The organism is Sphingobium sp. LMC3-1-1.1 (assembly GCF_040676285.1).
Lineage (GTDB): Bacteria > Pseudomonadota > Alphaproteobacteria > Sphingomonadales > Sphingomonadaceae > Sphingobium.
This window is the reverse complement of record NZ_JBEGHQ010000008.1, coordinates 1-26,986: the sequence shown is the minus strand read 5'-3', so window position 1 is coordinate 26,986 and position 26,986 is coordinate 1. Positions and strand designations below refer to the sequence as shown.

At 62.0% G+C, this 26,986-nt stretch carries 21 protein-coding genes, 1 tRNA gene and 3 pseudogenes; 21 read left to right on the top strand and 4 right to left on the bottom strand.

The window, feature by feature from the left end; all coding sequences use genetic code 11:
- Positions 1-45: 45 nt before the first annotated feature.
- Genes MRBLMC3_RS09930 through MRBLMC3_RS09900 form a run of 7 tightly spaced genes read left to right on the top strand, consistent with a single transcriptional unit; the run spans position 46 to position 7,525 of the window.
- Positions 46-1,695, top strand: a complete 1,650-nt coding sequence (locus MRBLMC3_RS09930) for a long-chain-fatty-acid--CoA ligase (RefSeq protein WP_363828125.1) — start codon at positions 46-48, stop codon at positions 1,693-1,695.
- Positions 1,692-2,900 carry an acyl-CoA dehydrogenase family protein gene (locus MRBLMC3_RS09925; RefSeq protein ID WP_363828122.1) on the top strand — a complete coding sequence of 403 codons (1,209 nt, stop codon included), beginning with the start codon at positions 1,692-1,694 and terminating at the stop codon, positions 2,898-2,900. The genes MRBLMC3_RS09930 and MRBLMC3_RS09925 overlap by 4 nt, the downstream gene beginning before the upstream one ends.
- 1 nt (position 2,901) lies before the next feature.
- A complete protein-coding gene (locus tag MRBLMC3_RS09920; RefSeq protein ID WP_363828119.1) occupies positions 2,902-4,014 on the top strand; it encodes an acyl-CoA dehydrogenase family protein in 1,113 nt (370 codons plus the stop codon).
- Entirely contained in the window at positions 4,011-5,750 is a 1,740-nt protein-coding gene (locus MRBLMC3_RS09915) for an acyl-CoA dehydrogenase (RefSeq protein WP_363828117.1), read from the top strand. Before MRBLMC3_RS09920 ends, MRBLMC3_RS09915 begins: the two co-directional genes overlap by 4 nt.
- Positions 5,747-6,199 (top strand): MaoC family dehydratase, encoded by a 453-nt coding sequence (locus MRBLMC3_RS09910; protein WP_363828115.1) that lies wholly within the window; start codon positions 5,747-5,749, stop codon positions 6,197-6,199. The genes MRBLMC3_RS09915 and MRBLMC3_RS09910 overlap by 4 nt, the downstream gene beginning before the upstream one ends.
- A gap of 25 nt (positions 6,200-6,224) precedes the next feature.
- Positions 6,225-7,397 (top strand): acetyl-CoA C-acyltransferase, encoded by a 1,173-nt coding sequence (locus MRBLMC3_RS09905; protein WP_363735776.1) that lies wholly within the window; start codon positions 6,225-6,227, stop codon positions 7,395-7,397.
- On the top strand, positions 7,397-7,525 hold the full coding sequence (locus MRBLMC3_RS09900) for a hypothetical protein (protein ID WP_363754402.1): 129 nt from the start codon (positions 7,397-7,399) through the stop codon (positions 7,523-7,525). The genes MRBLMC3_RS09905 and MRBLMC3_RS09900 overlap by 1 nt, the downstream gene beginning before the upstream one ends.
- A 26-nt stretch (positions 7,526-7,551) precedes the next feature.
- Here the strand turns inward: MRBLMC3_RS09900 and MRBLMC3_RS09895 are convergent.
- Positions 7,552-7,683, bottom strand: a pseudogene (locus MRBLMC3_RS09895) (LysR family transcriptional regulator); the annotation flags it as partial.
- Positions 7,684-7,849: 166 nt separating this feature from the next.
- Positions 7,850-8,533, bottom strand: a complete 684-nt coding sequence (locus MRBLMC3_RS09890; RefSeq protein ID WP_363828112.1) for a CDP-alcohol phosphatidyltransferase family protein — start codon at positions 8,531-8,533, stop codon at positions 7,850-7,852.
- Between the two features lie 563 nt (positions 8,534-9,096).
- On the opposite strand from MRBLMC3_RS09890, the gene MRBLMC3_RS09885 reads away from it, so the two are divergent.
- The 4 genes from MRBLMC3_RS09885 (at position 9,097) to MRBLMC3_RS09870 (ending at position 16,139) form a co-directional block, all read left to right on the top strand.
- Positions 9,097-10,482 (top strand): integrase, encoded by a 1,386-nt coding sequence (locus MRBLMC3_RS09885; protein WP_363828110.1) that lies wholly within the window; start codon positions 9,097-9,099, stop codon positions 10,480-10,482.
- Entirely contained in the window at positions 10,479-10,736 is a 258-nt protein-coding gene (locus tag MRBLMC3_RS09880) for a hypothetical protein (protein WP_363735772.1), read from the top strand. The genes MRBLMC3_RS09885 and MRBLMC3_RS09880 overlap by 4 nt, the downstream gene beginning before the upstream one ends.
- A gap of 110 nt (positions 10,737-10,846) precedes the next feature.
- Positions 10,847-11,671, top strand: coding sequence for a transporter (locus tag MRBLMC3_RS09875; RefSeq protein ID WP_363828108.1), 825 nt, complete (start codon positions 10,847-10,849; stop codon positions 11,669-11,671).
- A gap of 802 nt (positions 11,672-12,473) precedes the next feature.
- A complete protein-coding gene (locus MRBLMC3_RS09870; RefSeq protein WP_363828106.1) occupies positions 12,474-16,139 on the top strand; it encodes an autotransporter domain-containing protein in 3,666 nt (1,221 codons plus the stop codon).
- Between the two features lie 150 nt (positions 16,140-16,289).
- Here the strand turns inward: MRBLMC3_RS09870 and rtcR are convergent, their stop codons facing one another.
- Positions 16,290-17,891 carry an RNA repair transcriptional activator RtcR gene (gene rtcR / locus MRBLMC3_RS09865; RefSeq protein WP_363735769.1) on the bottom strand — a complete coding sequence of 534 codons (1,602 nt, stop codon included), beginning with the start codon at positions 17,889-17,891 and terminating at the stop codon, positions 16,290-16,292.
- A gap of 246 nt (positions 17,892-18,137) precedes the next feature.
- On the opposite strand from rtcR, the gene MRBLMC3_RS09860 reads away from it, so the two are divergent.
- The 10 genes and pseudogenes from MRBLMC3_RS09860 to MRBLMC3_RS09815 all read left to right on the top strand — a co-directional run bounded on the left by MRBLMC3_RS09860 (position 18,138) and on the right by MRBLMC3_RS09815 (position 26,854).
- A tRNA-Pro gene (locus tag MRBLMC3_RS09860) sits at positions 18,138-18,215 on the top strand.
- Between the two features lie 16 nt (positions 18,216-18,231).
- Positions 18,232-19,779: an RNA-binding protein gene (locus tag MRBLMC3_RS09855; protein WP_363828103.1), complete on the top strand. Its 1,548-nt coding sequence runs from the start codon at positions 18,232-18,234 to the stop codon at positions 19,777-19,779.
- 651 nt (positions 19,780-20,430) lie between these two features.
- Positions 20,431-21,660: an RtcB family protein gene (locus tag MRBLMC3_RS09850; protein ID WP_363828100.1), complete on the top strand. Its 1,230-nt coding sequence runs from the start codon at positions 20,431-20,433 to the stop codon at positions 21,658-21,660.
- 36 nt (positions 21,661-21,696) lie between these two features.
- Positions 21,697-22,494 carry a nucleotidyltransferase domain-containing protein gene (locus MRBLMC3_RS09845; protein ID WP_363828097.1) on the top strand — a complete coding sequence of 266 codons (798 nt, stop codon included), beginning with the start codon at positions 21,697-21,699 and terminating at the stop codon, positions 22,492-22,494.
- A complete protein-coding gene (gene rtcA / locus MRBLMC3_RS09840) occupies positions 22,491-23,504 on the top strand; it encodes an RNA 3'-terminal phosphate cyclase (protein ID WP_363828094.1) in 1,014 nt (337 codons plus the stop codon). The genes MRBLMC3_RS09845 and rtcA overlap by 4 nt, the downstream gene beginning before the upstream one ends.
- A 196-nt stretch (positions 23,505-23,700) precedes the next feature.
- A complete protein-coding gene (locus MRBLMC3_RS09835; RefSeq protein ID WP_363828092.1) occupies positions 23,701-23,844 on the top strand; it encodes a hypothetical protein in 144 nt (47 codons plus the stop codon).
- A complete protein-coding gene (locus tag MRBLMC3_RS09830; protein WP_363735763.1) occupies positions 23,834-24,337 on the top strand; it encodes a hypothetical protein in 504 nt (167 codons plus the stop codon). Before MRBLMC3_RS09835 ends, MRBLMC3_RS09830 begins: the two co-directional genes overlap by 11 nt.
- A complete protein-coding gene (locus tag MRBLMC3_RS09825; protein ID WP_363828090.1) occupies positions 24,334-25,443 on the top strand; it encodes an RNA ligase RtcB family protein in 1,110 nt (369 codons plus the stop codon). The genes MRBLMC3_RS09830 and MRBLMC3_RS09825 overlap by 4 nt, the downstream gene beginning before the upstream one ends.
- A complete protein-coding gene (gene prfH / locus MRBLMC3_RS09820) occupies positions 25,440-26,066 on the top strand; it encodes a peptide chain release factor H (RefSeq protein ID WP_363828087.1) in 627 nt (208 codons plus the stop codon). Before MRBLMC3_RS09825 ends, prfH begins: the two co-directional genes overlap by 4 nt.
- Positions 26,067-26,222: 156 nt before the next feature.
- Positions 26,223-26,854 (top strand): annotated as a pseudogene (locus tag MRBLMC3_RS09815) (tyrosine-type recombinase/integrase).
- Between the two features lie 6 nt (positions 26,855-26,860).
- On the opposite strand, the pseudogene MRBLMC3_RS23090 reads toward MRBLMC3_RS09815, so the two are convergent.
- Positions 26,861-26,986: pseudogene (locus MRBLMC3_RS23090) on the bottom strand (IS5/IS1182 family transposase); the annotation flags it as partial.

Here is a 26,986-nt window from a genome sequence, read left to right as displayed (position 1 = left end):
CCCAAAGGAGGGACCTTCAGCCGTAAACTATAACAGGAGAGGATCATGCCCCTTCGTTTTCCCGCCGCCGCGCCGGAAGCCTATCATTTCCCGCTCACGATCGGCCATCTGCTCGACAGCGCCATGCTGTCGGCGGCCGATCAGGAAATCATCTATCGCGACAAGCATCGCTACACCTATCGCGGCTTTCATGATCGCATCGGGCGGCTGGCGTCGCTGCTCTCCGGACTGGGCGCCGAGGAAGGCTCGACCGTCGCGATGCTCGACTGGGACAGCCATCGCTATCTGGAGGCCTATTTCGCCGTTCCGATGATGGGTGCTGTGCTGATGACCGCCAATGTCCGCCTCCCGTCGGAACAGCTATGCTACACTCTCAATCATAGCGGCGCCGAAATCCTGATCGTGCACCGCGACTTCTTCCCGCTGGTGGAGACCGTCCTGCCCCAACTTCCGGCGGTGAAGGCGGTGGTCGCGATCATGGATGGGGCGGAAGGCCCGCTGCCGACCTGGGCAACCGGGGAATATGAGGCGCTGTCCGCCGCCGCGAGCGCGGATTTCCCATTCCGCGATTTCGATGAAAATGCACTGGCGACGACATTCTACACGACCGGCACGACCGGCAATCCAAAGGGCGTCTGCTTTACCCACCGCCAGCTCGTGCTCCACGCCTTGGTAGCCAGGGCTCCCTTCGGCGTCAGCGCGCTCAGCCCCAGTTTCGGCGCGGAATCGGTCTATATGCCCTTGACCCCCATGTTCCATGTCCATGCATGGGGCATGCCCTATGTGGCGACGATGCTGGGACTGAAACAGGTCTATCCCGGCCCCTACGAACCGGAAATGATCTGTCGGCTCCGGGCCGAACATGGCGTCACATACTCCCATTGCGTCCCGACGATCCTGAAGATGATATTGGATGCGGCAGACCGGACGGGGGCCGATCTCAAAGGTTGGACCATGACGATCGGCGGCGCGGCCCTAACGCAGGCGCTGTGCGCCGAAGGTCGGCGGCGCGGCATGAACCTGGTGGCGGGCTACGGCATGTCGGAAACCGCGCCCATCATTGCGATCGCACGGCGGCGGCGGGACGACGACGGCCAGGAAGCCGCCATTGTCGAGGCGTTTTGCACCAGCGGTATTGCCGTCCCTCTCGTCTCCGCCCGGATCGTGGACGAGGACATGAACGTCCTGCCCGCCGACGGCACCACGCGCGGAGAGCTGGTGCTGCGCGCGCCATGGCTGACGCCCTGCTATGCAGGCGATGAGCGGGCGTCAGCGACGCTCTGGCGCGGTGGCTGGATGCATACGCAGGACATCGCGACCCTGGACGAACGGGGCAATATAATGATCCGCGACAGGCTGAAGGACGTCATCAAGACCGGCGGGGAATGGATCGATTCCATCATGCTGGAGGAACTGATCTGCACCGTCGAAGGCATCGCCGAGGCTGCCGTCATAGCCCTGCCCGACCTGCAATGGGGCGAACGTCCGATGGCCGTGGTCGTGCCGCAGCCCGGATTCACGCCAACGCTGCACGCGATCAATGCTCCCATTCTAGCCGCGATACAGCGCGGCGAAATTACCCGCTACGCGAAGATCGGGCATTTCGCGACCCTCGACACCCTGCCGAAGACCAGCGTGGGCAAGATAGACAAGAAACTGCTCCGCACGCAATTCCCACAAGGACCTGCCCAATGAACCTGGACTTCACCGCGGAGGAGGAATCCTTCCGCGCCACCGTTCGCGAATTCCTGCGCGACAATCTGCCAACGGTTCTCTCCGAAAAGGTAAGAACCGGCAAACGGCTGACCAAGCAGGACATGGAGCAGTGGCATGCGATACTGAACCGCCGCGGCTGGCTGGCGAACCATTGGCCTGTCGAACATGGCGGCACGGGCTGGACCTTTGCCCAGTCCTATATTTTCGACCTGGAATGCGCGCTCGCACACGCGCCGCGTATCATTCCCTTCGGCCTGTCGATGCTGGGGCCCGTCCTCATCAAAATCGGGTCAGAAGAACAAAAGGCCTATTGGCTGCCCCGCATTCTGGACGGCACGGACTGGTGGTGCCAGGGCTATTCGGAACCGGGCGCGGGATCGGATCTCGCCAGCCTGAAGACCAGCGCGGTGCGCGGCAGGGATGCCGGGGGCGACCATTATATCGTCAACGGTCAGAAAACCTGGACCACCCTTGGCCAACATGCCGACAAGATCTTCTGCCTCGTCCGCACGTCGAGCGAGGGCAAGAAGCAGGAGGGCATTTCATTCCTGCTGATCGACATGGCGACACCGGGCGTGGAAGTACGTCCCATCACCCTGCTCGACGGCGAGCAGGAGGTGAACGAAGTCTTCTTCACCGATGTTCGGGTGCCGATCAAAAATCTGGTGGGCGAGGAGAATAAGGGCTGGACCTACGCCAAATATCTCCTGACCTACGAGCGCACCAACATAGCGGGCGTTGGCGCTTCGATGGCGGCCTTCGATCATTTGCGGCACATCGTCGCGGCGCAGATCAAAAATGGCCGGCCCCTTGCCGAAAACCCCTTCTTCGCTGCCCGGATGGCGAAGCTCGAAATCGATCTTGAGAATATGAAGACCACCAATTTGCGCGTTCTGGCCGCAGCCGGGCACGGGGTGGCGCCGGTTGCGGAAAGTTCGATGCTCAAGATTCGCGGAACCGAAATCCGGCAGGAGATCACAAGCCTCACCCGGCGCGCGCTGGGACGCTATGCGCATCCTTTCGTATCGGAAGCGCTGGACGAGGACTTTAACGGCACTCCCGTCGGTCCCTCCTACGCAGCGCCTGTCGCGGCCGATTATTTCAACAATCGAAAACTGTCGATCTTTGGCGGCTCGAACGAAGTCCAGCGCGAGATCATTACCAAAGCCATATTGGAGCTTTGACATGGATTTTCATCATGATGAGGACCGGCGGATGCTGGCCGACATGCTCGGCCGCTACCTGCAGCAGAAATATCCTGTAGACCAGCGCCACGCGATCAGCGCGTCGGAGCGCGGATGGTCCGCCGAACATTGGGGGGCGATGGCCGAACTCGGCATCATCGGCGCGCTCTTTTCCCAGGAAACAGGTGGTTTCGGCGGCAAGGGCTTCGACATCGCCGTGATTTTCGAACAGCTTGGCAGGAGTCTGGTCGTAGAACCTTTTCTCGGCACGCTGATGGCCGGCCGCGCGCTTGCCCGATCTGGCACACAGGCGGACCTGCTGGCCGAAGTGATTGCGGGAACAAAGCTTCTCGCCTTTGCCCAGGGCGAGGCACATAGCGGTGATGACCTGACCCGGATCGCAACGCAGGCGCATCAGGCAGGCGATGGATGGCTGCTCAACGGCGGCAAGGCGGTCGTCCCGCAGGTCGAGGAGGCCGACCACATCCTTGTTGGTGCGCGCTTTTCCGGCGCAGCGGGCAACGAAGCGGGCGTGGGCCTGTTTCTCGTCGATAAGGGTGCGCCGGGTCTCAGGGTCCATGGCTATCCGCTGATCGATGGAGGCCGTGGTGGGGATCTGATGCTAACGGACACGCCGGCCAAGCGGGTTTCGGAAAATGGCCATGCCCTGATCGAAGATGCCATTGCCGCCGGCATCGTTGCCCTCAGCTGGGAAGCGGTGGGGGCCATGGACATGCTCAAGGCCGCGACCCTCGACTATCTTCGGACGCGCAGGCAATTCGGCATGCCGATCGGCAAATTTCAGGCGCTCCAGCATCGCATGGCAACCGTCGCCCTGGAAATAGAACAGGCGCGATCCGCTGCCATTAATGCCGCAGCCGCGCTCGAAGGGCCACGTACAACACGGGAACGCGCCGTTTCTGCCGCCAAATACACGATCGGCCGGGTTGGCGCGCTGGCCGCCGAAGAAGCGATCCAGATGCACGGCGGCATCGGGATGACCTGGGAACTACCGCTGTCCCATTATGCGAAGCGGCTTGTCATGATAGATCACCAATTGGGCGATGAAGATCATCATCTGGAACGATTCATTGCACTGGGTAGCGCCGCATGAAGAGTCCGGACGACTTTCTGCCTTCGCGAGAGATGCTCGGATTCCAATTGTTCGACTGGCTGGATGTGGGTGCCCTGACGGATCGGGACGTGCTGTCCGCGATCATGGATGCCGCCCGGCAACTCGCCGTTGATGTCTTCATGCCGCATTACCGGCAGGCCGATATCGAGGAACCCCGGCTGGAAGATGGCAGGGTACGCCTGTGCCCTGCGATCCATGTCGCCCTGCGCGCCTATGCCGAGCTCGGCCTGTCGGGCGTGAGCTTCCCTGAAAAATTGGGCGGCCTGGGTTTGCCCTATACCGCCTCGCTCGCCCTGCACAGCATCTTCGCAGCCGCCAATATCTCGACGATCGGCTACGCGATGCTGACAGCAGCCAATGCCCGCCTGATTTCGACGTTCGGCACATCGCGTCAGGTCGAGCGGTTCGCGCATCCTCAGATCAAGGGCCGCTGGTTCGGAACCATGTGTCTGTCCGAACCGCAGGCCGGTTCCAGCCTGGGCGACATCAGGACCCGCGCCGTCTGCGAGGGAGAGGATGAACTCGGCTTCCGCTATCGGCTGACCGGCAATAAAATGTGGATTTCAGGCGGCGACCAGGATGTGAGCGAGAATATCGTGCATCTCGTGCTGGCCAAGGTGGCGGGTCCCGACGGCAGTCTGCCGGAAGGATCGAAGGGCATTTCGCTTTTCATTGTGCCTCGGATACTCCCGGACGATACGGTCAACGACGTCAGCGTCGCCGGTCTCAACCACAAGATGGGCAATCGCGGCACTTCGAATTGCCTGCTCAATTTCGGCGAAGCCGATGGTGCCATAGGCTGGCGTGTCGGCGCGGAGGGAGAAGGGCTGGCCCAGATGTTCATGATGATGAACGAGGCCCGGATATCGGTTGGCATGGGGGCTGCAGCATTGGCCTATCGCGGCTATCGCCACGCCCTGCGCTATGCGCGGGAACGCGTGCAAGGTCGCGTGGCCGGAATGCAGGGCGGCGCTGCCATCCCCATCATCGACCATCCCGATGTACGGCGCATGCTGCTGCAACAAAAAATTTATGCCGAGGGAGCGTTCGCCCTGTGCCTTTATTGCGCGCGGCTGATCGATACCGGCGGGGAAGAGGTGGAAAGCCTGCTATCTCTGCTCACGCCGGTGGCCAAAAGCTGGCCGTCCGAATTCGGCCTGATCGCCAATGATCTCGCGATCCAGGTTCATGGCGGCTATGGTTATACGCGCGATTTCGAGGTGGAACAGCTTTGGCGCGACAACCGGCTCAATCCGATCCACGAAGGCACGACCGGCATTCAGGCCATCGACCTGCTCCGCCGCAAGATATTGACGTCCGATGGCCGATCGCTCGCCCTCCTGCGGCATCGGATCGCCGCAACCGCCGATCAGGCGCACAAGGCAGCGGAATGGTCTTCGCTGGGCTCTGCCTTGCTGGCCTATTGGGACAAGGTTGAGGAGGTTGTCGATGGCCTGCGGCTGCGCGTCATGCCCGAAGCGCTGGATGACGCGACCCTGTTCCTGCGTGCCTTCGGGCATGGCATCCTGGGCTGGCTCTGGCTCGATATGGCGCTCAAGGGCGTGTCGCTCGCCAACGACAAGCTTCGGGCGGGGCTCAGTTACGCCTGCCGCTTCTTCTTTGACACTGAACTGCCGCAGGCCCTCGCCTGGTTGTCAGTTGTCGAAAGACATGGCGATCTTGCCCGCGCCATGCCGGAGGACGCGTTCGCGTGACTACGCTGCCAGAGGCTTTGCGGGCCGAGATCGGCATCGTGCGTCATTCGGATTGGATCGTGGTGGATCAGGCGATGATCGACCGCTTCGCCGACGCCACCTGCGATCATCAGTTCATCCATGTCGATCCCGTCCGCGCGGCCACCACGCCCTTCGGCGGCACCATTGCGCACGGCTTCCTCACCTTGTCGCTGTTGCCCCACCTCCAGAACTCGATATCGCGCCCGGCCGTGCCCGCCGCCAGCATCGAGGTGAACTATGGGCTGGACCAGGTGCGCTTCATCCATCCCGTACGTTCGGGCAGCCGTATCAGAGCCGCCTCGACACTTGTTTCAGTCGTGGAAAAGACGCCCGGATCTTTTCAGCAGACACTGAAGATGACCGTCGAGATCGAAGGGGCGGACAAGCCTGCTCTGGTCGCGCTTTGGCACATCCTTTTCATGATCTGACGCCCTCTTCTGACAGGAGTTTCCTATGCGCGACGCCGTTATCGTTTCCACCGCCCGCACCCCGATCGGCCGGGCCTATAGAGGCGCATTCAACGCCACCCCTTCCCCCACGCTGGCCGCGCACGCTATTCGCGGGGCGGTCGAGCGATCGGGTGTCGATCCAGCCGAAATCGACGATGTGATCCTTGGCGCGGCACTTCCACAGGGCGTGCAGCAAACGATCGGCCGTACCGCCGCGCTACGCGCCGGTCTCCCGGTCACGGTGGCGGGCATGACGATGGACCGGCAGTGCTCGTCCGGTCTCATGGCGATCGCCACCGCTGCCAAACAGGTGATCGTCGACCGTATGGATGTGGTCGTCGCCGGCGGTGTCGAGTCCGTCTCGATGGTTCAGACACCCGAACTGCGCGTCAGCCCGGATTTCGAATTGCTCAAGATGGTGCCGGACATCTACATGCCGATGCTGCAGACCGCCGAAGTGGTCGCCGGGCGCTACGGCATCTCGCGGGAACGGCAAGACGTCTATGCCCTGCGTTCCCAGCAACTTACTGCCCAGGCGCAGGCCACCGGCGCCTTCGACGAGGAAATCATCCCCGTCACCGCGACAATGTCCGTCACCGACAAGGCGACCGGCGAAACCTCCGCGAAAGAGGTGACGCTAACCAAAGACGAGAGCAACCGGCCCGATAGTTCGGCCGACGGGCTGGCGGCGCTGAAGCCTGTGGTCGCAGGTGGCGTGATCACCGCCGGCAACGCGTCGCAACTCTCCGACGGTGCTTCGGCTTGCGTCGTGATGGATGGCGCCCTGGCTGCAAAGCGAGGTCTTGCGCCTCTGGGCCGCTATGTCGGCATGGCAGTGGCGGGTACCGAGCCCGACGAAATGGGCATCGGCCCTGTCTTCGCCGTACCTCGCCTGCTCGAACGCTTCGGGCTTGCGGTAGACGATATCGGCCTGTGGGAGCTCAACGAAGCCTTCGCGGTGCAGGTGCTCTATTGCCAGGACCGCCTCGGCATCCCTGACGAACGGCTCAACGTCAACGGCGGCGCGATATCGATCGGCCATCCTTATGGCATGTCGGGCGCGCGCATGGTTGGCCATGCGCTGATCGAGGGCAAGAAGCGCGGCGCGCGCCATGTCGTCGTGACGATGTGCATCGGCGGAGGCATGGGCGCGGCCGGCCTGTTCGAGGTGCTGTGATGAAGGCGCTGCTTTCCCTCCGGGCGGGCGGCCCCGAGACGCTGCAGCTTAGCGAACTGCCCACGCCCGAGCCCGGTGCGGGCGAACTGCGCGTGGCCACGATCGGCTCGGATGCGATGACTGCATAGGTCACATCGGGCTGGGGCTCGACGCGGGAGAAGCCAAGGTCGATCTCGCCACGCTGCAGCGCCTTGGCAACGGCGGGCGAAAAGTCGCTCGAGACGCGGAAATCGATCTCCTTGAGCTGGTCGCGCAGGATTTGCGTGACATGAGGGAGCCACTCCACTTCTTGTCCGGTCAGGAAACCGACCGAGAAGCTGGCCTTGGCCGGGCGGGCGGCGACGGCCTCGGCAGCCTGAGACAGTGCCAAACAACGCCATTCGTCGAGTCGGGCACGTGTCGCCTGCGTTACCAAACAGCTATCCTCGCCATCGCCCCCAAGGCACCGCTTTTCATTCTGCCCCACGCTCGGATCGCGCCAGTCGCCGGCCGGTGGTCAAAGTCTGAATGACGAAAAGGAGAATGAGGATAAATCCGACTGTCCCAACAAACAGGTCGAAGCCTGACAGACGTCCGAAATATCCTGGACCAGAACCCAGAGCCATCATCATCAACGTCAGCGCGATGAGGATCAATCGCAATTCGGTCGGGCCCGCTGCGAGATAAGACAGCTTGAACTCTCCCAACACGCGCGCGGAAAGGTAGGCGTGGATCGAGAGCAGCAGATATCCAGCAAGCGCCACCATCGCGACGTCCATGGTGACGAACGGACTAAGGCCAATGCCGGTAAGGATGAACAGTGTCGCAAGCCCATCGCAGCTATGATCGATGAAATAGCCATAGGACGGACGTTCGATGCGGCGAAAGCGAGCGATGCTCCCATCCATCGAATCCCCAAACCATTGGACGACATAACCGGCGATGGCGAGCAACAGCCAGGATGAATGTAGATTGCTCCCCACGTAGCCTAGAAAAATCATGCATGCGCCGAACATGCCCAAGGCCGTCAGGCGATCAGGCGTGACGTACGGCGGCATTTGAGCGCACAGCCAGTTCAGTAATTTCCGCTCTTTCGCGGCAAGCCAATTTTCTTGAATACGGAAAAGGGCGGCTGAATTCTGTAAAGGAATTGTCATAGTCCCTTATGAAGCCGTCAGTCTCGATAGGCAATGTGGGAATGGTATTGCCTCCAATTGCTTCCAAGGCATTTCTGACGACCAGAAGCGGTCGGCAGATTGGCTTGCCGGCGGGCCTGTTACTCGACACTATAATCCGTAGTTCAGGCAGAAATCAGGAGCTCCTTTTTGGCCATCCGCCCATTGCATATTCTGCCCGTCGTCATCGCATTTAGCGGCTGTTCACCAAGTCGGCCAAGTGCAATGAACGTCCAATCTGAACTCGAAATCTACTACAGAGATTATATCTATAAGGGCGAGGATAGATGGAGCGCAATTATCCGTTGTCCGACGATAAAAAATTACGCGTGGAATGGTGATGACAAAACAGGGATAGCGCGATTTCAGTTATCCGAATCAACGGAGAAGTCTGGAGGTAATTCAGAAATCTTCGAAGTTGGCATGAAATACGGGAGTCGCGGCTGATATATTCCTCGCGAAGCTGGTCTCCAATTTCTCCAGTGTGATGTTGCCATGGCTGTCACGACGGATACGCAAGCGATCACCAATGCCCATTGATGAGGATGACAGGCAGCTTTTTCGATGACATTCGCGGAAACCTGCCAGTCCGCTACCCACCCCCGCCAGCCGTAAGCGGTCCCGATTCGTGCAAGGGCTGGTCCATTGGCGACCGTCCGGTTCGCAACGGGTATGCTGCCCGGCGGCAGACGACCAAAGCTGCGGTTTCCGGGGAGATCGTGACGGTATTCGCGCCGGGCGAGGCCAAACTGCCGCGGCGCCCCGCCGGTTCCGCGCAGGATCGCGAGGCCCAGCTCGTTGCCTTGCTCCAGTTATTGACAGGGGAGGGTACCGCTCTCGACGCGCTAGCCTTCCGCAAGGGCCTCGAGGCGCGAGCCCCCGCCAGCATCAAGGCGCTCGCGGTCGATTGCGACTGCTATGCGCGCTTCTCGGCGAAACAGGGCGGGATCGGTCTACCCGCCAGCGAAGCGCGGCTCGTGGCCTATGTCGACTATTGCGAGGCGCGGCGGCTCAAACCCGCGACCGTGTCGCGGCGGCTGTCCTCGCTGGCGGTGGCGCACCAGCTGCTCGGGGTTGCCAGCCCCGTGGGCGGGGCGGTGGTGCGCGACGCGCTGCGCGGGCATCGGCGACGGGTCGGGGTGCGGCAGCGCCAGGCCGGCCCGTTGCGCTTCGGCGAGGGCATCGGCCGCGAGGCGGTCAAGGGATTCACGCTGTCGGTCCTGCTCGAAGCCTGCGGTGGCGATGTCATGGGGCTGCGCGATGCGGCGCTGCTGTCGCTGGGCTATGATGCGGGTCTGCGCGTCTCGGAGCTGGCGGCCGTGGAACTCGACCGGATCGAGCCCCAGGAGGACGGGTCTGCCCTGCTTGAGCTGGCGCGCTCGAAAACCGACCAGGAAGGGCAGGGGGCCTGGGTGTGGCTGTCGCCTGATACCATGCGGCGTGTCGCCTTGTGGGTCGAGGCTGCCGTGATCCGCAAGGGCGTATTGTTCCGCCGCGTTGCGGTCGTCCGCACCAACGCGCGCGCGGCGCGGCGGGCGCTGGCCATCAGCGATCTGGCCTATCATGCCCAGGTCGACCGCGACCGCATGGCGGCGCAGCCGGCGCGATCGGCGAGCGCAATCTACAAGATCGGGGAGCAGGCGCTGACACCGGCCGCCGTGCGGCTGATCATCAAGCGCACCGCGCTGGCTGCGGCTGATCAGGGATTGGTGGATCTCATGGGCACCGCTCTGGCCGAGGCGATCGACGCGCTCAGCACCCATTCACTGCGGGTCGGCCTGACCCAGGACCTGTTCGCCAGCGGTGAGGATGCGGGACCGATTGCGCAAGCGCTGCGCTGGACCTCCACTGCGACCGCGCTCCGCTATGGTCGCAAGCTTGCGCCCTCCGCCAACGCCGCGGCGCGCATGCTGAAAGGCGTCAGAAAATGATGCAGTTGCAGCAAAGTCAGTCCGTCAATCAAAATGGCTATGGGGCACCGGGCGCGGTCTCTTTGTCCGTTCACCGGGTCGGGATCTCCAACAACCTGTTCGCGGCCGGCGAGGACATCGCCAGCGTCATGGATGCACTGCACTGGAAGCCGCCGAGAATGGCGCTTCGCTATAATCGCAACCTGGCCGGCGACAATGGCGCGGCGGGACATCTGCTCTTCAAGATGAAATGGGTTGCGAGCCACCTCGCCTGAGCTTTCGTTCGCTTCGAACGGAAATCTTCGATCTTTAGAAGAGGCGCTATGGATTAAACTGCCCGCGCCGACCGTTTCCCGCCGGAAGCATCAAGCGTGGGGAACAAGTCGTGCGTCATGTCATATCGACCGCAATCGCAACTCTGGCGATCGTCTCGACCGCAGATGCGGCGGACCAAATCGGAGAGCAATCCACCGTAACCCGGCGGACACCCATGGGCGCGGGCGCCGAGCTTTCGACGGGAATCGAATATCAGGACGGGACCTTTGGTACAGCGCAAAAGGTTGAAACCACGTCCATTCCCACGAGTTTGCGCATCGCAACAGGCCGGTTCCAATTCACCGTGACGCTGCCTTATCTAATCATTGACGCCCCGGGGAATGTCGTGGGCGGCGGCGGGGGACTGTTTGGGCTTCCTATCATCGTTGATCCAAGCCAGCCGGCGACCCGGGTGCGCCGCGAGGGGCTGGGGGATTTGCGACTGGGCGCTTCCTATCTCGTGCCGCTTTCCGGCGTCGGACTGACGGTGATGGGGCAGGTGAAAGTGCCGACGGCGTCGCAGCGCAAGAAGTTGGGAACGGGCAAGCCAGATTATATGATGGGAGCCGAGTTGGCGAAAAGCTTCGGCCGCATCACACCCTTTGCCGATCTCTCCTATACCGTTGCCGGCGACCCGCAGGGTTTTGACCTGCGTAATGCTATCTCGGCTCGGGCCGGCGTCGCCGGGCAGATTGCTGCTGGTTTGCGGGGTCATATTTCCTACGATTATGCTCAGAGCCTCAGCCGGCTCGCGCCCGATCAGGAGCAAATCTCGACCGGAATCAACGCGGGTCTGACGAACCGGCTATCACTCGGATTATACGGCAGCGCCGGACTATCGCAGGGCGCACCGGATCTGGGCGCTGGGCTTCAACTGGGCGTGAGGCTATTCTAAAGACATCTGCTTCTTCATCACTCGAGTGCGCGGGTCGCTGCCGTGCCGTTTAATGCCGGGCGGACATTTGCGGAGAAGTCAGCTTGAGCCCCCTCGAATGCGCGGCGCGCGCCATATATGAAGGCAATCATGGCGCCTGCCTATTGGACGAGGCGTTAGCAGTCGTTCGGTGACGGCGTAATGGCCTCAGTGCATTATAGGGACACAGATATACGGTAGCATCTGCCGGTATATTGGCAACTCTCCCAACGGTAGTTCATAGCACCCCTGAATTGACTGGCATGCGAAGCTTAAGGCTGGTTCGGGGCTCGGCACAAGCGTCCCTGCTCGGTTATGGTTCGCAAAGCCCCCGGAATGGCGCAAAATGTCCCGCGCGAAACCGAATCCAAGTAGGCGCGGACCTCCGCGAAGAAGCATGCTGACGAGAACAAGATATTGACTTTCAAGGAAATTGTGCACCCGACAGCTTTGCCGAGGTCGCCTGCCGCCAACCGTCATTCTGGGATCGGCCAAAGAGCATTCCATCTATGAAGCCGGCGCTCAGAAGATCGATTGCATCATGTCCCAACTCCTTCAAATTCTTCGCCTCTCCGCTCCACGATGAGGCGGGATAACAGCCTTCGCGCAAGTTCGGCGATCACCCAGCTTTCCCCGCAAATTGACAACGCAATGGCGCAAAGCGATTGCGTCGCTGCAGCTCTTAAGGAGGCTATAAAAAGGCCTGCTTGATAAAGGGGTTACGCCGATGCGGGGTGGAGGGCGGCGCGAAGCGATTGCGCAATCGGTATCAAAAGTAGGACGATTGGCGAGCGACAGTATCGCGGCGCTGGTCGTGAGTGGATTGATGGTGCTGCCTGATAGTGCGGAAGCGCAACCGGCGCTGCGCTTTTGGGATGGCAGCGATCCGGCAGAGCGTGAGAATGGCGTCATCGACGGGGGTTCGGGCGTCTGGAGCGCCACCGACCCGAGCTGGACCGACAGCAGCGGCGCGGTGAATGGTCCGATGCGACCTGTGCCCGCCTTTACCGTTTTTCAGGGGCAGGCCGGCACGGTAACGATCGACGACAGGAGCGGCGCACCGGCTGTCACTGGCATGCATTTTCTGACGGACGGCTATCGCCTCGTCGGCGAGCAACTGAAACTCGATGGCGGCGCCTACACCTCGGTTCGTTCAACGGCGGGGGCGACCACGCGGATCGACGCCGAACTGACCGGCAACGGAGGCGTGTTCTTCAATGATTTCGGCACGGTCATCCTGACCGGCGCAAACAGCTATCAAGGCAATACGCGCGTCGATGGCGGCACGCTGGTCGGCAACACGGATTCGATCCGCGGCAATCTGGAAAATGGCGGCACCGTCATCTTCGATCAGAATATGGACGGAATCTTTGCTGGGGGCGTGAGCGGCCTGTTCAGCTTCTGGGGCTTCATGATCAAACGGGGTGAGGGCACGCTTACCCTTGGAAGCAGCAATAATCTGGATTGGCGCTTGGAAGAAGGCGCTCTCGTGGCTCGCGCGGCCGGCTTTGGCGGCAATGTCGAGATAGGTGCGGCGGGACAGCTGACCTTCGACGCGGGCGAGGGGGCGGAGACGGAAACCGTCTATCCCTACGCTCTTTCGGGTAATGGCCGTTTCGACATCAAGGGAGCTGACATGCTCGTCCTGACCGGCCAGTCCACATTCTCCGGCCGGACGGAGGTTGCCGACAGCGCGCTGCGGGTCGATGGCGCACTGGGCGGCACGCTCCATGTCGGCGCGAATGGCATGTTGAGCGGCGATGGGCAGGTCGGCGCCGTGGAGATTTCTACTGGCGGGCGCCTGACGGGCAGGGCCGGCGCGACGCTTCATATGGGAAGTCTTGTACTTGGCGCCGGTTCGATCACGCAGGCCACTTTCGGGACGACGCAAGATCCGGCGTTGTTCGATGTGGCGGGCGATGTGACGCTGGACGGCACGCTGCATGTTTCCAACGGGGCGCCATTGGGTGAAGGGCTTTATCGGCTCATCAGCTATGGCGGCAAGCTCACCGATGGAGGGCTGGAGATCGGTGTACTGCCGCCCGGTCAAGCTGCCGACGGTCTTTCGATCCAGACCGCGACCATGGGGCAGGTGAATCTTCTTTCCGGCACGGCGGCGCGGCCCTTGCAATTCTGGGACGGCGGCGACCCGACCCGCTATGGAAACGGCAGGGTGGACGGCGGCCCCGGCGTCTGGCGCAACGGAGCGCTCAGTTGGACTGGGCAGGACGGAATCGTCAACGAAGCTGGAAAGGTCAATGGCTTTGCGATCTTCACCGGCAATAGCGGGCAGGTCCTGATCGACAATAGCGCCGGGGCGGTAAAAACCGGCGGATTGCAGTTCGCGACCGGCGGCTATGTCCTGTCGGGAGGCACCCTGACATTGGCGGGAGGGGATCGCACGGTCATCCGCGTTGGCGCCGGCAGCGTGTGGGATTCCAGCCTGAGCGCCGAAATCGCCGCGCCCCTGTCCGGAACCACGACCGTGGTCAAGCGCGATGCGGGCACGCTCATCCTGTCCGGCGCCAACAGCTACACGGGCGATACCGAAGTCGAGGCGGGCACGCTGATCGGCAACACCCGCGCGCTTCGCGGCAATGTCCGCAATGCGGCGACGCTGGTGTTCGATCAGCGGGATAATGGCAGTTTCTCCGGCGCGATCGGGGCGCTCGATGGAAACGCCGGGACGATGGTGAAAAGGGGTAGCGGCGTGCTGACGCTCACTGGCCCCAGCACGCTCGACTGGCGATTGGAAGAGGGACGGCTGGCGGCCGCCGCGAGCCGCTTCACCGGCAATGCCGACTTGCGGCCGGGCGCGGAACTCCAGTTCGCGGAGACCAGCGCCAGCCGCTATTCCGGCCGGATCGGCGGCAGCGGGCGGTTGATCAAGGCGGGCGACGGCGCGTTGACCCTCAGCGGCGATTCCTCCGGCTTCACCGGCAGCACCCAGCTTCAGTTCGGACGCCTGATCGTCGACGGAAAGCTGGGCGGTCAGATAGCGGTGGAAGCGAACACACTGCTGGCCGGCCGTGGGACATTGGGGTCCGTCCGGGTCGCTCCAGGCGGCAAGATCGCACCCGGCCCAGGGATCGCAACTCTTCACGTCGAGGGAAATCTGACCTTCGCGCCGGGAAGCCGCTATGAGGTGGAGGTCGATCCCTACGGCACGTCGGCGGATGCGATCATTGTGAGCGGCGTTGCGACGCTGGGCGGCACAGTTGCCCATATCGGCGCCAGCGGCATTTACCGGCCCAGTTCTACCTATGTCATTCTTCTCGCAGAGGGCGGAGTGCAGGGCCGGTTCGACGCGGTCACGTCCACCTATGCCTTCCTGACGCCTCGGCTCCGCTACGGCCATGACAGTGTGAGGCTGAGGCTGGATCGCAATGATGTCCGGTTCAGCGATGTCGCCACATCCTTGAACCAGCAGGCGACCGGCGCGGCGCTGGAGAGGATGGCGGCGGGCAACAAAGTACAGGATGCCGTGTTGATGAGCGACGCCGAGACGGCGCGCAAAGCCTTCGATCAACTGTCCGGTGAATTTCATGCCTCCCTGCGTGCAGCGTTGATCGAGAACAGCAGCCTGTCACGCGATGCGGCGCTGGACCGATTGCGCGGGACGGTTTCGGACCGTCCGGGGCTCACCTATTGGGGACAGGCGCTGGACGCCTGGAGCCATTGGCGCAGCGACGGCAATGCCGCGCGATTGGACCAAAGTTCGTCGGGCGGTCTGATGGGCATTGAGGCTCAGGCACCCGGCAGCAGCTTTCGCCTTGGCATGATCGGCGGTCACAACCGCGATCGCATGAGGGGAGAGGGGCAGGCGGATGTGGACAGTTATCACGCCGGACTCTACGGCGGCGGGACGCTGGGCCGGGTGGCGCTGCGCGGCGGGTTGGCCTTCGCCTGGCAGAATGTGGCGGTCCAGCGTTCCGTGCGCTTTTCCGGTTTTGCAGATGGTGTCGTCACGCAGTATCGCGCGACGACCGCGCAGATGTTTGGGGAGACCGCTTATCGCATCGAGACTGCGGCAGGATCAATCGAGCCCTTCGTCAGCATCGCACATGTGCGGCTGGATGTCGGTCGCGGGCAGGAAAGCGGCGCGGCGGCGGCGTTGCAACTGGAAGCGGATTCCCTGCGCACCAGCTACGCGACCGCGGGCACGCGCGGCGACCTCGATTTGGCTGTAGGAAGCGCTCGGCTCGCGGTGCGCGCATCGGCGGGCTGGCAGCATGTTTTCGGAGATCAACTACCTGTGGTTCAGGCTGCCCTTGACGGCCAGCGTTTTGCGGTCAGCGGCCTGCCGATTGCACGCGACAGTCTGGTCAGCGAATTGCGGTTGCATGGTGCGATCCGCGACCAGTTGCAGATCAACCTCGGTTATCAGGGCGCGATTGCCCGTAGTGGGCAAAATCATCAGCTTCAGGCCGGCCTGAACTGGCAATTTTGATCTTGCAGGAGAATAGAAGGCAGCTTTCCCGAATCGCTTGCCGCTGACGGTCGTTCGGAAATCGGCCAATTCTAGGCTCTAAAAAATGTGAAAGCGGACCGACCGGACCTCGGAGCAGAAAATTCGCTCTTGAGCGTCCTATAAGGGTCGTCATCTTAAGTCGTTCACCACCGACCATTCTAAGTCGAACCGTGCCAGATATTTTCGCAAGCGATCCGCATCATTCGAGCTGCTGCGGCGCGCGCGCGAGGCGCTGAAGAGGGTTCGCCCTGCTTCCGAAAGCGAACGGCTAGCGCGACATACCCGGATTGTCTCGGCGAGTTGGACGCGATCGAACAGGTCGAGTTCGACAATCTGCTCGTCGCTCAATATCTCGGGCAGAATGTCTACGGCGTTATCAGCCTGACCTGACCATAGCCGCCGCAGCCGCTCGATTTCTTTGTCGACGCAGTTCACATCAATTCGTCCTTTCGGGCTGAGCGTCGCCATTCGCGTCACGCTAGCGGCAAGGTCACGGAAATTGCCCGGCCAGCTTGCCTCTCCGGACGTCGCGAAGGCCAGATAGCGCTGGCGTGCTTCCTTGTTGAAACTGGCCTGATCGCCTTCGCGCTCGGCGAACCGATCCAATTCATAGTCGAGATTGGGCTCGATATCCTCGCGCCGCTCAGAGAGGCCGGGCAGGCGAAAAGTCCACAGGTTGAGACGTGCGTACAGATCGTCGCGGAAGGCACCCGATGCCACTGCTTCGCCCAGATCACGGTTGGTGCCGGCGATCAGCTGGAAGTCCGACGCGACCTCCTTGTCCGCACCGACGGGGAGGAAGCGCTTGTCCTCGATGGCGCGCAGGATCATCGCCTGCTCGTCGAGGCCCAGTTCGCCGATCTCGTCGAGGAACAACATGCCCTTGTCGGCAGAGCGAAGCAGGCCCGGCCGGTCGGCGACTGCGCCGGTGAAGGCACCCTTGCGGTGGCCAAACAGTGCCGACATCGCGCTATCGCCCTTCAGCGTCGCGCAGTTCACTTCCACGAACGAGCCGGCGATCTGGTGCTTGGCCTTCTTCAGCTCATAGATCCGCCGCGCAAGCTGGCTCTTGCCCGCGCCCGTCGGCCCCATGAGCAGTACGGGCGCGCGGGACCGCAGCGCGACCTGCTCGATCTCGTCGATCATGCAGTTGAAGGCGGCGTTGCGCGTATCGATGCCGGATTTGAGGAATGAGGTACTCTCCGCGCTCGCAACGGCAAAACGGGTGGCGATGCTGTCATAGCGCGACAGGTCGAGGTCGATGATGCTCCAGCGGCCGGGCGCTCCGCCATCCTCGGCGCGCTTGGCCGGTTGGGTCTGGAGCAGGCGCCCCGGCAAATAGCGGGCCTCGGTCAGCAGGAAGAGGCAGATCTGTGCGACATGGGTGCCAGTGGTGATGTGGAGGAGATAGTCCTGCTCGTCCGGGTCGAACGGCTCCGCGCGTGCGAAGTCGAGCAGCTTTCCATAGACTTCCTCAAAATCCCACGGATCGCGGAAGTCGAGCACGCGCATGTCAACCTGGGTCTCCGGTGAGACCGAGGCGACATCCTCCGCAACATATTCGGCAAGGCGCCGGTGAGCGGTGCCGTGGAGCAGCACCAACCGATCGACCCGCAAATCTTCGTGCATCGTGAGCGCGACCGTCGGTCGCCACTTGTTCCAGCGTGAAGGCCCGAATTTGCTTGCATCGAGCGTCGAGCCCAGGAATCCGATGACGGTGAGAGGTTTCATTCTTATACTATAGGATAAAAATATATCCTTTGCGATATGAAATTTGATCGCCGTCAAGCGAGGCGTATCGCCAGGCCGGAAAATAAATTACTATATATCAATGGTATGTGATTTTCCTTCGTCTCAATCTGCGGATTGGCACACCTCCTGCAATCTGGATTTGTGTCGGCAGAGGCGGATTACTCGGTCGGCAGGCGGAACTGGGGCGGTCGGAATGGGCTGGCCGCCCCAAGGATCGGAAATTCACAGGGCGTAGCTCAGTCTGCGCAGAGCGCCTGCCTTGGGAGCAGGAGGCCGCAGGTTCAAATCCTGCCGCCCTGACCAGATGAGGAGTTGGACGATGGCCAACAAGGGACTTTTTGCGAGCGCCGTGGCGAAGCTGTTGCCGCGCACCGACGCGCTGAACCGGGAGGGCGCGCCGGCCTACGCCTATGGGCCGAAGGCGAAGCTCGCCCAGTTGGCAGCGACCGGTACACTGGCCGACAATTTCTACGGTGCGGCGGAGACGCAGCTTGCCGATGTGCTGGATGCGGCCCGCGCGGTCGATCCGACTTTCGTGGCGCAGGCCGCGATCTATGCCCGCACGTCCAGTGCGATGAAGGACATACCGGCCTTGCTGGCGGCCTATCTGACGGTTGCGGATCCTGACCTCGCGGTCCGGGTCTTTGGCAAGGTCGTGAACAACGGCCGCATGTTGCGCAGCTTCGTGCAGATCATGCGCTCGGGGCAGGTCGGGCGGACGTCGCTCGGCACGCGGCCGAAGCGGCTGGTCCAGCGGTGGCTGGAGCAGGCGTTGATCCGCGACCTGATTCAGGCTGCGACCGGCAGTGCGCCGAGCCTGGCGGACATCGTCAAGATGGTCCACCCGCGCCCCGCGGATGCGGAGCGCAAGGCTTTCTATGGCTGGCTGATCGGCCGTCCCTATGACGTTGCCGCTCTACCCGCCGAGATCGCCGCGTTCGAAGCCTGGAAGCAGGATCGCACGCTGCCGCTGCCGCAGGTGCCGTTCGAGTGGCTGACCGCTTATCCGCTGAGCGCGGAACAGTGGGCGGCGCTTGCCGGCCGCATGGGCTGGCAGGCGCTGCGGATGAATCTCAACACGCTGGCGCGCAATGGTGCGTTCGGTGTGGAGGGGTTCACCGATCAGGTAGCGGCCCGGCTCACCGACCGCGACGCGCTCCGCGCCGTGCGGCCCATGCCCTATCAGCTGATGATGGCGCTGGGCCAGGTCGGTGACGGCGTGCCGCTCAAGGTGCAGGCGGCGCTGGAGGAGGCGCTGGAGCTGTCGCTCCGAGGCGTGCCAACGGTGCCGGGTCGCGTGGTCGTCTGCCCCGACGTGTCGGGGTCGATGCAATCGCCGGTGACGGGCTACCGCAAGGGTGCGTCGTCCAAGGTGCGCTGCATCGATGTCGCCGCCCTGGTCGCGGCGGCGATGCTGCGCTCCAACCGTGAAGCGCGGGTCATCCCGTTCGAGCAGGCGGTCGTGCCAGTGACGCTGAAGGCCTCCGACCGGGTCGCGGCGAATGCCGCGAAGCTGGCGGCGGTCGGTGGTGGCGGAACGAACGTCTCGGCGCCGCTCGCTCTCCTCAACAAGGAGAAGGCGGCGGTCGATCTGGTCGTCATCGTCTCGGACAATGAGTCCTGGGTCGATGCGACGCGGAACGGCTCGACGGCGACGATGCAGGAGTGGACGAAACTGGTGAAGCGTAATCCGCAGGCCAAGCTCGTCTGCATCGACATCTCGCCCTACGGCACCACGCAGGCAACCGGGCGACCGGAAATCCTGAATGTCGGGGGCTTCTCCGACGCGGTGTTCGACACGATTGCGCGCTTTGTCTCCGGCGAAACGCGCGACTGGGTGAGCATCGTCGAACAAGTCGAGGTCTGAACGAACAGGGTCGTGGCGAATGCTGGCAGGACTACATGTCTCCAAACCACGAGGCCCGACGAGTAAAGCACCCGGAAGGCAGTTGTGCCGAAGGGAGATGCGGGTTCGAACCCCGCCGCCGATACGTAGCTTAAGGGCCGCGTCTTGCCGAACCTCGTCGTCACGACCCGCTTTGAATTATCACGGCGAATGCCGAGAAGGACTACATTGGTAATGTGGTTGTCGCGGGTTCAAGTCCCGCCGGGCCTTCGATGCGTTCGGGCTCGTAGCTCAGCCGGTTAGAGCGCCAGTCCCTCGGGACGGTCTTTCTCACTTCTCGTCGCCGTGACCGGGAACACAAAAACCATGGCGAATGCCTGACGGACTACATGGCCTATCACGCCCCAGGTGCGGGTTCGAATCCCGCCGGACCGCCCAATCGGTCCGTAGTGTAACGGTAGCACAGGGACCGTCCGCAAGGACGGAGAGAAGTCTGTCAAAACCTCGTCGCCATGGCACCGAAATTTGAGCTGGCGAATGCCGGCGGGACTACACGGGTAAGGCCGAAAGGCCGAGCGGTTCGAATCTGCTCCGGAGCAATCCGGCCAGGATGCTCCGGGATGTCTCGCCAAAACTCGTCGCCGGCACCATGAATAGATAAGGGAGGTCGAAATGACCGAGAGCAGGACTTACGATATTCAGCACGTCGAGGGCGGCAAGCCGATCAAACTGTGGACGCGCGGCGTGCCGGTCGACGAGAAGGCGCACGAGCAGCTCCGCAAGGCGGCGCAGATGCCCTTCGTCTTCAAGCATGTGGCGGCCATGCCCGATGTGCATGTCGGCATCGGCGCGACCGTTGGTTCAGTGATCCCAACCAAGGGCGCTGTGATCCCGGCCGCCGTGGGTGTAGACATTGGCTGCGGCATGATGGCAGCGCGCACATCGCTGATGGCGAGCGATCTTCCGGACAATCTGGAAGGCATTCGTTCGGCGATCGAGCGGGCGGTGCCGCATGGCCGTTCGGTAGGCCGTGGACAGCGCGATCATGGCTCGTGGGGCGATCCGCCAGCCGAGATCGTGTCGGCCTGGGCGACTCTCGTTGAGCGGTTCGATCGCATCACGGAGAAGTATCCGCGTTTCAAGAATACCAACCAGCTTACCCATTTGGGGACGCTGGGGACGGGTAACCACTTCATCGAGTTGTGCCTCGATACCGAGCAGCGCGTGTGGATTATGCTCCACTCAGGCTCGCGCGGCGTGGGGAATGCGATCGGCACGTTCTTCATCGAACTGGCCAGGCAGGACATGCGTAAGTGGTTCATCAACCTGCCCGACGAGGATCTGGCCTACTTCCCGGAAGGGACCGACCATTTCGACGACTATGTCGAGGCGGTCGAGTGGGCGCAGGACTTCGCGGCGCTGAACCGCAGGATGATGATGACCAATGTGATCCGGGCGCTTCGCGGCCAGATCGCCAAGCCTTTCGACGCCGAGCTCGAAGCGGTGAACTGCCATCACAACTATGTGACGCGGGAGAACCATTTCGGCCAGAATGTGCTCGTGACCCGCAAGGGTGCGGTGCGCGCGGCGAGGGGCACGATGGGCATCATCCCGGGCTCGATGGGCGCGAAATCGTTTATCGTGCGTGGTCTCGGCAATGCGGAATCGTTCGAGAGCTGCAGCCATGGCGCGGGACGCGTGATGTCCCGGACCCAGGCCAAAAAGTTGGTCTCGCTCGACGATCATATCGCCGATACCGCGGGCGTCGAGTGCCGCAAGGATGAGAGCGTCATCGACGAAACGCCCAAGGCCTACAAGCCGATCGAAGCCGTGATGGCCGCCCAGGCCGATCTGGTGGAGATCGTCCATACGTTGAAACAGGTGGTGTGCGTCAAAGGCTGAACCTTTGGCGCGCACTGCTTCCAAATGAGAATCATCATGCAGACCGTCACCAATCAGAGCATTGCCCTGGCCGTTCGGCGCGAGATCGAGACGCGGCTGACCGCCATTGAAGAGGCGCATGATGTGCGGATCTTGCTGGCGGTCGAGTCCGGTTCACGCGCATGGGGCTTCCCCTCGCCCGACAGCGATTATGACGTGCGCTTCATCTATGTGCGGCCGCGCGCATGGTATCTTTCGCTGAAACCGGGACGTGATGTGATCGAGACGCCGATCGAGGACGACATCGATCTGAACGGATGGGACATACGCAAGGCGCTGGGTCTCCTTCTCAAGTCGAACGCGGTGGTCAGCGAATGGATTGAAAGCCCGATCCGCTATCGACCCGTTCATTCGGCCGTGGCCCCGCTGGCCGCGTTGGCGGACCAACTGTTGGATGCGCCGGGTCTTGCCCATCATTATGCCAACCTTGGCCGCAATGCGGCTGAACGCTGGCTGGAGGATCACGGAGACGTGCCGGTGAAGCGGTATTTCTATGCCCTTCGTCCAGCACTCGCGATCCGTTGCATGAGGCTCAATGGGAATGTGCGTCCGCCAATGAATCTTCAGGCTCTTGTCGAATTGAGCGCACTGCCTGACTGCATGCGGGATGAAGTGGCGAAGCTGGTCGAGGCCAAACGGCAGAGCAATGAACTGAGCAATGTAACCCGTGTGCCTGCTCTGGACGACTTGATCCGCGAAGAACTAGCGCGTGCGGGCGAGTTGCCAGAGAGGGGGCTGGATATCGACGGCGTCACAGCAGCCGATCACCTCTTTCTCGAACTGGTAGACACATGATCACGATTGACGGATCGGAAGGCGAAGGGGGCGGGCAGGTCGTGCGCAATGCGTGCGCGCTTTCGCTCGTTATCGGCAAGGCCGTCCGCATCGAGAATGTCCGCGCCAAACGGTCGAAACCGGGGCTCATGCGCCAGCATGTGACTGCGGTGGAAGCCGCGTGCGTCATCGGCAATGCCGAATGCGAGGGGCTTCATGTCGGTTCGTCCGCGCTCAGCTTCACGCCCGGCCGCGTCGTGCCGGGCGAATATCATTTTGCTGTCGGCACGGCAGGATCGACGGGACTTGTCCTGCAGACGGTGCTGATGCCGTTGCTGCTCGCCGATGCGCCGTCGCGGCTGGTGCTGGAGGGCGGCACGCACAACATGCTGGCGCCGCCGTTCGACTTCATCGCGAAATGCTTCCTGCCGATCATCAATCGCATGGGGCCGAAGGTGGAGGCTCGGCTTGTCCGTCACGGCTTCTACCCGCGTGGTGGCGGCCGGATCGAGGTCGACATCAGCCCGGCGCCGCTGCGGCCGATCGACTGCCTAGAGCGCGGAGCCCTGATGGGCGTCAGCGGCCAGGCGTTGTTTGCTGGCCTACCGTTCGAGATTGCAGAGCGCGAAATCAATGTCGTGCGCCGCGACCTCGGCTGGTCGGAGCGGGAAGCATGTGCTCGCGAGCTTCCGGACGATCAGGGCCCCGGCAATATCCTGTTGCTTGAAGCGCAGTTCGAGCATGGGACCGAGATCGTTAGCGGATTCGGCCAGTTGGGCGTGCCGGCCGAACGCGTGGCAAAGAAGGCGGTCGGGCGAATGCTTGGCTTCCTGGAATCCAGTGCATTTGCCGGCCCCTATCTGGCGGATCAGTTACTCCTTCCCTTTGCCCTTGCGGGCGGGGGCAGCTTTACCACGGTCAAGCCGAGCCAGCACAGCCTGACGGCCATTGACGTGATCGGGCGCTTTCTGGATCGGCGACTTGGGTTCGCCCAGCAACATGGTGGGACGCATCTGCTGGTCGTCCGATAACGTGCAGCCAAGTTCCGTGTCAGGCGGAGCATGGCTGGCCGCGCATATTGTCGCGTTGCCAAGTCATGATGAATCGACTATTGAGCCCGCAGCCGATCCCGGCCGGTCCTGAATGTAGAAAGGAGAATGACATGCGAGCAGCACCTGCAAGCCAGCCAGAAATTCTTCTTATCCAGAATGTTCAGGATGATATTGCATGGGCAATTTCCCTGCAGGTGACTTCGCTCACCTGACGCATATTGCTGACCCGCGCCGCGCGGGCCAGATCAACTTCAATCATTTCGACGTCAGCGTTTCCGCTTCCTTTCCCAACGGGAAGGAGGTCGATCATGCGCGCTGACATGTTCAAGACCATCGTGGAGCGACCGCGCTGGGGGGCGAGTCACGCACGTTCCGCAAAGCTGAAAGGAAAAGCCTCCCGGGGCATCAAGCAGATAGGCTTAAAGCGCCATGCCAAGATCGGGACACCTTACACCAAGAGCCTCAACGAGAATCTTGCGCCGCTTGTTCGTTTCCTGCGCAGCAGGCGTGGCAAGCCTTGGGATATGGTCTTCAGCGAGATTTGCGCGGGCCTCGATACCGGTAGCACGGTGAAGATGCATGTCCGCCAGCATCTGGAGGATTATGTCCTCACCCGCATCTCCATTGGTCGTCATGGCGAATGGATGTTCGAGGGAGAGGTGCTCGAACGGGAAGGGCGCTGGTTCCGGCGCCGCGCGTTCTTCGTGGACCCTGAAGATGGGCTTTTGAAGGACTATGTCCAGCTTCGGCATAGGCTACCGCCCGCCAATCGCGCGTGCCAAACCAATGCTCCATTGAAGGGCGGTGCATGATGCAACAGTCCTGCATTACCCTCATTGCGAATGATCCTGCTCGCCTCGATCCTCTCGCCGTTGATCAACTCCATGCCACGGCGAAGCTGGACGGCATCCGGCGCGTGGTTGGCCTGCCTGACCTCCATGCCGGCAACGGTATTGCGGTCGGCGCAGCCTTCTGGTCGGAAACCCATATCTATCCGCATCTGGTCGGCAGCGACATTGGATGCGGCATGGCCTTATGGGAAACCGACCTAGCCCTGCGCAAGTTCAAGCTGGGAGTGGCGGAACGGAAGCTGCATGATCTCGACACGCCTTGGGAGGGGGATAGCGAAGGAGCGCTCATTGCGGCCGATTTGCCAGCGACCATGGCCGATCCATCGCTGGGTACCATCGGCGGCGGCAACCATTTCGTCGAGTTGCAACGGATCGAGGATGTCGCTGACTCCGCGCGCTTTGACGAACTAGGGCTTGGTCGCGACCGGTTGTGGATGATGGTTCACAGCGGATCTCGTGGGCCGGGGGATGCGATCCTGACCACGCATGCGGCCAGGAATGGGAGTGCCGGATTGAAAGCCAATCAGCCGGACGGTCTCGCCTATCTCGTCCGGCATGATCAGGCCCTAAACTGGGCCATGCTCAACCGGCGGATCATCGCCGGGCGTTTCGCGGAAAAGCTGGGGTTCGAGGGGCGTTGCGTCCTCGATATCTGCCACAACAGCGTCACGCCCCATCAGGGCGGATGGCTGCATCGCAAGGGTGCCGCACCGGCCGATCGGGACCTCGTCGCGATCCCCGGTTCGCGCGGGGATTTCAGTTATTTGGTCGAGCCGTTGGCTGATCGCGCCGATGTTGCGCTCCATTCCCTTGCCCATGGTGCGGGGCGCAAATGGAGCCGCAAGGATGCCCATGCCCGCCTGTCCCGTCGCTATCGACCGGCTGAACTGGAGCGGACGGACCTTGGCAGTCGGGTGATCTGCGAAGATCGGCGACTGATCTTCGAGGAGGCACCTCAGGCGTACAAGGATATAGGCGGCGTGATTGGCGATCTGCACGATGCGGGCCTGATCCGAGTGATCGCGCTTCTGCGTCCCTTGCTCAGTTATAAAACGAGGCGCCCATGAGCGACATCATCCTTCATCTGACCTCCGGCAGTGGGCCGGAGGAGTGCCGCTGGGTCGTCTCCCAGTTGGCCATGGCTTTCGCGCGGGAAGCAAAGGAGGCTGGCGTTGCCTGCGAACTGGTCGAAAGCCATGATGGCCTGCCGTCTTCGCTCCTGCTTCGAATATCGGGCGAAGGCGCAGGCGCCTTCGCATCCAGGCGTGTAGGCACGATCTTGTGGAAGGGGGAAAGCCGATTCCGCACTCATCACAAGCGTCGCAACTGGTTCGTCGGCGTGAGCGTCGCGCCAGAAGCCGATGCGATTGCCGATTTGCGAGAGGAGGATATCGACTATCAAGCGATGCGGGCCAGTGGCCCGGGCGGCCAGCATGTGAACAAGACCGACAGCGCTGTGCGTGCAACGCATCGCCCCACGGGCCTCGTCGCCACCGCCCAGGAACAACGATCCCAGCACGCCAATCGGAAACTGGCGAAACTGAAGCTGGTGATGTTGATCGAGGATCAGCGGGCCCATTCGCAAGCCAAAGGGCGACAGGCAGAATGGGCTGTTCACAAACAACTGGAGCGCGGCAATCCTGTGCGCGTCTATTCTGGTCCGCAATTTATTTCAAAACGCACGTCATAGACGATTGGGGAGGCTGGTGTCGCAGAAGCGGCATCAGTCTTCTTCTGATTCGCAAATCAGATTTCGAGGGAAAGCGTTGAGTCTATATCGGCCGCGGAGGATTGGCCTATTTTGAATCGTTATGCCTGCGGCCATCATGGCCCTAGGAGACGTGTCATGGGATTATCAGAATTTGATCCCGCCGCCCGGGGGCGAATATCTTGGAACGCCGGACGCAAGGTTGGCGCGAAGCGGGCGTTGAAGCTCCGTCAGATTTGGGCGATCCGCTTCTTTCTCGACCAGCATGGGCGCATTCGGGATCGAGCCCTCTTCGATCTAGCTATCGATAGCAAATTGCGCGGCTGCGATCTGGCGAAAATCAGGATCAGCGATATCGTTTGCGATCGGAAAATTCGAACGCGTGCTACAGTCGTTCAGCAAAAGACCGGAAGACCAGTCCAGTTTGAACTGATGGACGATGCTCGCGCAAGCCTGCTGAAATGGCTCGAACTGCGGTGTGGATCCCTGGAGGACTTTGCATTCCCCAGCCGCACTGATCACGTAACCCTCATCAGCACAAGGCAATATGCCCGCCTGGTCGATGAATGGGTCACGGGAATTGGCTTGCCCAGCGAGGACTATGGTACCCACTCTCTACGGCGGACCAAGGCATCGATCATCTACAAGGCGACTGGATATCTCCGCGCGGTCCAGATTCTGCTTGGGCACACGAAGATCGAAAGCACGTCCGATACCTCGGAGTTGATGTGGAGGATGCTTTAACTCTCGCAGAGGGCACAGAAATCTAAGCTCGCCTAGGCGATGTTGACAAAAGATTTCAGCCATAGGCGCACGGCGGCGAGGTTAAGGAAGCTGGCGAAGGAGAGCGCGGTCTTGTCATAGCGGGTGGCGATGCGTCGCTGGTTTTTCATGACCCCGAA